General features: G+C 60.7%; 5 protein-coding genes. All 5 read left to right on the top strand.

Annotated elements, in window-relative coordinates; genetic code table 11:
• The first annotated feature begins 6 nt into the window (after positions 1–6).
• The 5 genes from groES (at position 7) to IF803_RS42210 (ending at position 3,996) form a co-directional block, all read left to right on the top strand.
• Positions 7–321, top strand: a complete 315-nt coding sequence (groES, locus tag IF803_RS42230) for a co-chaperone GroES (protein ID WP_194456115.1) — start codon at positions 7–9, stop codon at positions 319–321.
• A gap of 57 nt (positions 322–378) precedes the next feature.
• A complete protein-coding gene (groL, locus tag IF803_RS42225; RefSeq protein ID WP_461196129.1) occupies positions 379–2,001 on the top strand; it encodes a chaperonin GroEL in 1,623 nt (540 codons plus the stop codon).
• Positions 2,002–2,197: 196 nt separating this feature from the next.
• Positions 2,198–2,530 carry a hypothetical protein gene (locus IF803_RS42220; protein ID WP_155258833.1) on the top strand — a complete coding sequence of 111 codons (333 nt, stop codon included), beginning with the start codon at positions 2,198–2,200 and terminating at the stop codon, positions 2,528–2,530.
• 532 nt (positions 2,531–3,062) lie between these two features.
• Positions 3,063–3,521 (top strand): Hsp20 family protein, encoded by a 459-nt coding sequence (locus tag IF803_RS42215; protein ID WP_259244585.1) that lies wholly within the window; start codon positions 3,063–3,065, stop codon positions 3,519–3,521.
• A gap of 139 nt (positions 3,522–3,660) precedes the next feature.
• Positions 3,661–3,996 (top strand): hypothetical protein, encoded by a 336-nt coding sequence (locus IF803_RS42210; RefSeq protein ID WP_259244584.1) that lies wholly within the window; start codon positions 3,661–3,663, stop codon positions 3,994–3,996.
• Positions 3,997–4,055: the final 59 nt, after the last annotated feature.

Raw genomic sequence — 4,055 nt, 5'->3', positions numbered from 1 at the left:
ATGTGCATGCATTTCCGTCCCTTGCACGATCGCGTGCTCGTGCGACGTCTCGACGCCGAAGAGAAAACCGCCGGCGGCATCATCATTCCAGACACAGCAAAGGAGAAGCCGCAGCAAGGCGAGATCGTCGCCACTGGCCCCGGTGCACGCAACGAACAAGGCCAGCTCATTCAACTCGACGTCAAGCCCGGTGACCACGTCCTGTTCGGAAAGTGGTCCGGTACAGAGGTCAAGATCGACGGCGAGGAATTCCTGATCATGAAGGAGAGCGACCTTCTGGGTGTCATCGACAAGGCAGGCGCCGTCAAGAAGGCAGCGTAGGGCGCTGACAGTCATAAGAGGAAAGCTGACAGTCATAAGAGGAAAGGAGAGATCAAAATGGCTGCCAAGGACGTAAAGTTCGCAACCGAGGCCCGAGAGCGCATGCTGCGGGGCGTCGACACTCTGGCAAACGCGGTGAAGGTCACACTCGGTCCGAAGGGGCGTAACGTCGTGATCGAGAAATCGTTCGGTGCGCCGCGCATCACCAAAGATGGCGTAACCGTCGCCAAAGAGATCGAACTGGAAGACAAGTTCGAGAACATGGGCGCGCAGATGGTGCGCGAGGTCGCCTCAAAGACGAGCGATGCAGCCGGCGACGGGACCACGACGGCGACCGTGCTCGCTCAGGCCATCTTCAAGGAAGGCAGCAAATCCGTCGCCGCCGGCATGAACCCGATGGACCTGAAGCGGGGGATTAATCTCGCTGTCGAGGCCATCGTGACCGATCTGAAATCCCACGCCAAGAAAATCACCGCCAATGACGAGATCGCCCAGGTCGGCACAATCTCCGCCAATGGTGATACCGAGATCGGCCGCTTCCTGGCCGACGCCATGAACAAGGTCGGCAATGAAGGCGTGATCACCGTCGAGGAGGCCAAGAGCCTGCATACCGAGCTCGAAGTGGTCGAGGGCATGCAGTTCGACCGCGGCTACATCTCGCCCTACTTCGTCACGAACCCCGAGAAGATGCGCGTCGAACTTGAGGATCCCTACGTTCTGATTCACGAGAAGAAGCTGTCCGGCTTGCAGACCATGCTGCCGCTGTTGGAGCAGGTCGTCCAGTCCGGTAAGCCGCTCCTGATCATCGCGGAGGACATCGAAGGTGAAGCGCTTGCGACATTGGTCGTCAATAGACTGCGCGGCGGACTGAAGGTCGCGGCCGTCAAGGCACCTGGCTTCGGCGATCGTCGCAAGGCCATGCTGGAGGACATCGCGATCCTGACCGGCGGCAATGTCATCAGCGAGGACCTCGGCATCAAGCTGGAAAACGTCACAGTGAAGATGCTCGGGCGCGCCAAGAAGGTCGTCATTGACAAGGACAACACCACCATTGTCGAGGGCGCGGGCGCCAAGAAGGATATCGAGGCGCGCGCCCAGCAAATCAGGCTCCAGATCGAGGAGACGACCTCCGACTATGATCGCGAAAAGCTGCAAGAGCGCCTCGCCAAGCTCGCCGGAGGCGTCGCAGTGATCCGTGTGGGTGGTGCGACGGAGGTCGAAGTCAAGGAACGCAAAGACCGTGTCGACGACGCGATGCATGCTACTCGAGCGGCGGTGGAGGAGGGGATTCTCCCCGGAGGCGGGGTTGCCCTCCTGCGTGCCCTCGAAGCGCTCAACGGCATCAAGACCGCGAACGCCGACCAGAAGGCCGGCATCGACATCGTTCGTCGCGCCATCCGGATGCCGGCTCGGCAGATCGTGCAGAACGCCGGCGAAGACGGCTCACTGGTTGTTGGCAAGCTTCTGGAGCACCAGAGTTACAATTGGGGCTTCAACGCGGCAACTGGCGAGTACGAGGATCTGGTGAAAGCCGGTGTGATCGATCCCGCAAAGGTCGTGCGCACCGCCTTGCAGGACGCTGCGTCGGTGGCCTCGCTGCTGATCACCACCGAGGCACTCGTGGCCGAGAAGCCGAAGAAGGCTGAATCCGCTCCGGCAGCTCCCGCCATGGACTTCTGAACAAGAGAGCCCGGCCGATCAAGGCCGGGCTCTACCAGTGAGAGGAGAGAAGATCGCTTCCAAAACGGAGTCTCCCATGAACAAGTCTAATCGTCGTCGGCTCAGGATGAGGCAGGACGCGATCCACCGGTTCATGTTCTACCTGAGCTTTGTCACCATTGCCTGGATCTGTTTTCGAACGATGGGAGGAGTATAGATGCTGAGCCATCACCATACGTTCTCCGCCCGGACGGAGACCAACCGCAGTTTGCGGCGACGCCTGCTCGCTCTGGTAATGGGCAGCGGAATGTCCCTGACCGCCTTCGGTGCTTACGGCGTGGAAAGCCCGCGGGGAGCCGAGGCTACACAGGGTGCGTTCACTGGACTACCACTGCCGCCAATCCCGTATCTCGACACGATGCCGTGGCTGAAGTGGCAGCCTGCGGCGGCAACGATGAAGATCGACATCTTGCTGCCGCCGACCTCCGCGCCGCCCGGCATCTGGCCGCAGCCGTCGCCCCATCCCGCGGGACCGTTGGCAGCAAGCTGAACGTCAGTGAGCGGCCCGCGAAGGCCGCTCCCTACCTTACGCAATCTGGTCAAGAGCGAGCGACGATCATGTCGGGACCGAATTCGGCGAAGCATTTTCGGTGCAGGAGCTCCGATGCAACCTCAAGCGCAGCACTTGAGCTTAGCGTCCGCGACTTCCTCATCCGAGGCCGTCTGAAGGTGATCGGTCACTACGAGCGCCTGCTCTCAACGGCGAGAAGCGAGCAAGAGCGCAGCTCTATCAAGCCCGGATTGAGCGAGAGCCGCAAGTAATGGATGATTTACGCCAGAGTGCTCTTCCGGATCGCGTGGCCGCCTAGTCACTGAGCCGCCAAGGGAGCCTCTTGAAGAAAAATGCGCATGCCCCTCTTGAACTCACGGACGTTAGTTCTAGTTCGTTTCTCGACCGCGACTGCGGTGTGTCGAGCGCCAGGCCGGGCTCGGCACGAGGTACTGGATCGGGGTGTTCGACCATAACCGAACTCCCATCCTGCCTTGCTTCGTATCCATATTGCTCTTTGGAGGACTTGGCTATGAGGACACTTGATTTTACGCCCCTGTGGCGCACCAGCGTCGGCTTCGATCACTCGGCTGGCCTCATCGACGGCATGTCGCGCCGGCCGAATGAGGATAGCTATCCGCCATACAATATCGAGCGGTCCGGTGAGGATCACTATCGAATCACGCTGGCCGTGGCAGGTTTCGGCGCTAGTGACATCTCCGTGACGGCGGAGCAAAATGCGCTCACGATCGAAGGCAAGAAGTCCGACGGGGCTGCGCGCCGGTATCTCTACCAAGGTATTCCGGCGCGACCGTTCCGGAAAGTCTTCAGTCTGGCCGAGTACGTCCAGGTCAAGCAGGCATCCTTCCGGGACGGTCTCTTGACCATTGATCTCGTTCGAGAGATTCCGGAGGCGATGAAGCCGCGCAAGATCCAGATCGGAAGTGGAGCAGTTGCTTCGTCTCAGATTGAGCGGAAGAAGGCCGCTTAATAGCCTCGATCCAGGGACGGGCGATTCTCAACGGAAGTCGCTCTCTGTCCTATCTCATCTCAGGGTGGCGACATCGACTACGCCGCCACCTCAATCTCGAGCACCATCCCTTGGAAAGGAGTGAATAGGGAGGCGAGCCATGACTAACGTAAAAATCGACGGCGGTGGTCTGCACCCATTTTTCCACCCCGCCGCTCACTACGTTTCTCCGGCGGAAGTCCTGAATGACATGGAGCTCTCGACGCCTGAGAAGCGGATCATCCTGTCCTCGTGGGCGTCGGACATGTACGCCGTGGAATCCTGTCCCGACCTGCGGGAGGTCCCCGGAACGGGCCACGCTGTGAAGTTGGCGGACATACTGGCAGCGTTGCGCCAACTCGACGGAGACGGCGATGACGATCCGCCCCGTGGCGGTGGCGTCCCCATGCGGCTGCGGCGGCTCTGGGCTGCCGCCGCTCAGCGGAGGGCGCTGTGATGGTCACGGAAGCCGTTCTAGCGATCGTGCTGCTTGGCCATGCCGCAGCAGCCTGGGCA

The sequence above is a fragment of the Bradyrhizobium sp. UFLA06-06 genome (genome assembly GCF_054820065.1).
The sequence above is the reverse complement of the archived record's forward strand: the minus strand, read 5'-3'. Positions and strand labels throughout refer to the sequence as shown.

Excerpts from the sequence above, each read along its gene's own strand:
- groES (WP_194456115.1), top strand. The coding sequence starts at position 7 with ATGCATTTCCGTCCCTTGCACGATCGCGTGCTCGTGCGACGTCTCGAC.
- groL (WP_461196129.1), top strand. The coding sequence starts at position 379 with ATGGCTGCCAAGGACGTAAAGTTCGCAACCGAGGCCCGAGAGCGCATG.
- IF803_RS42220 (WP_155258833.1), top strand. The coding sequence starts at position 2,198 with ATGCTGAGCCATCACCATACGTTCTCCGCCCGGACGGAGACCAACCGC.
- IF803_RS42215 (WP_259244585.1), top strand. The coding sequence starts at position 3,063 with ATGAGGACACTTGATTTTACGCCCCTGTGGCGCACCAGCGTCGGCTTC.
- IF803_RS42210 (WP_259244584.1), top strand. The coding sequence starts at position 3,661 with ATGACTAACGTAAAAATCGACGGCGGTGGTCTGCACCCATTTTTCCAC.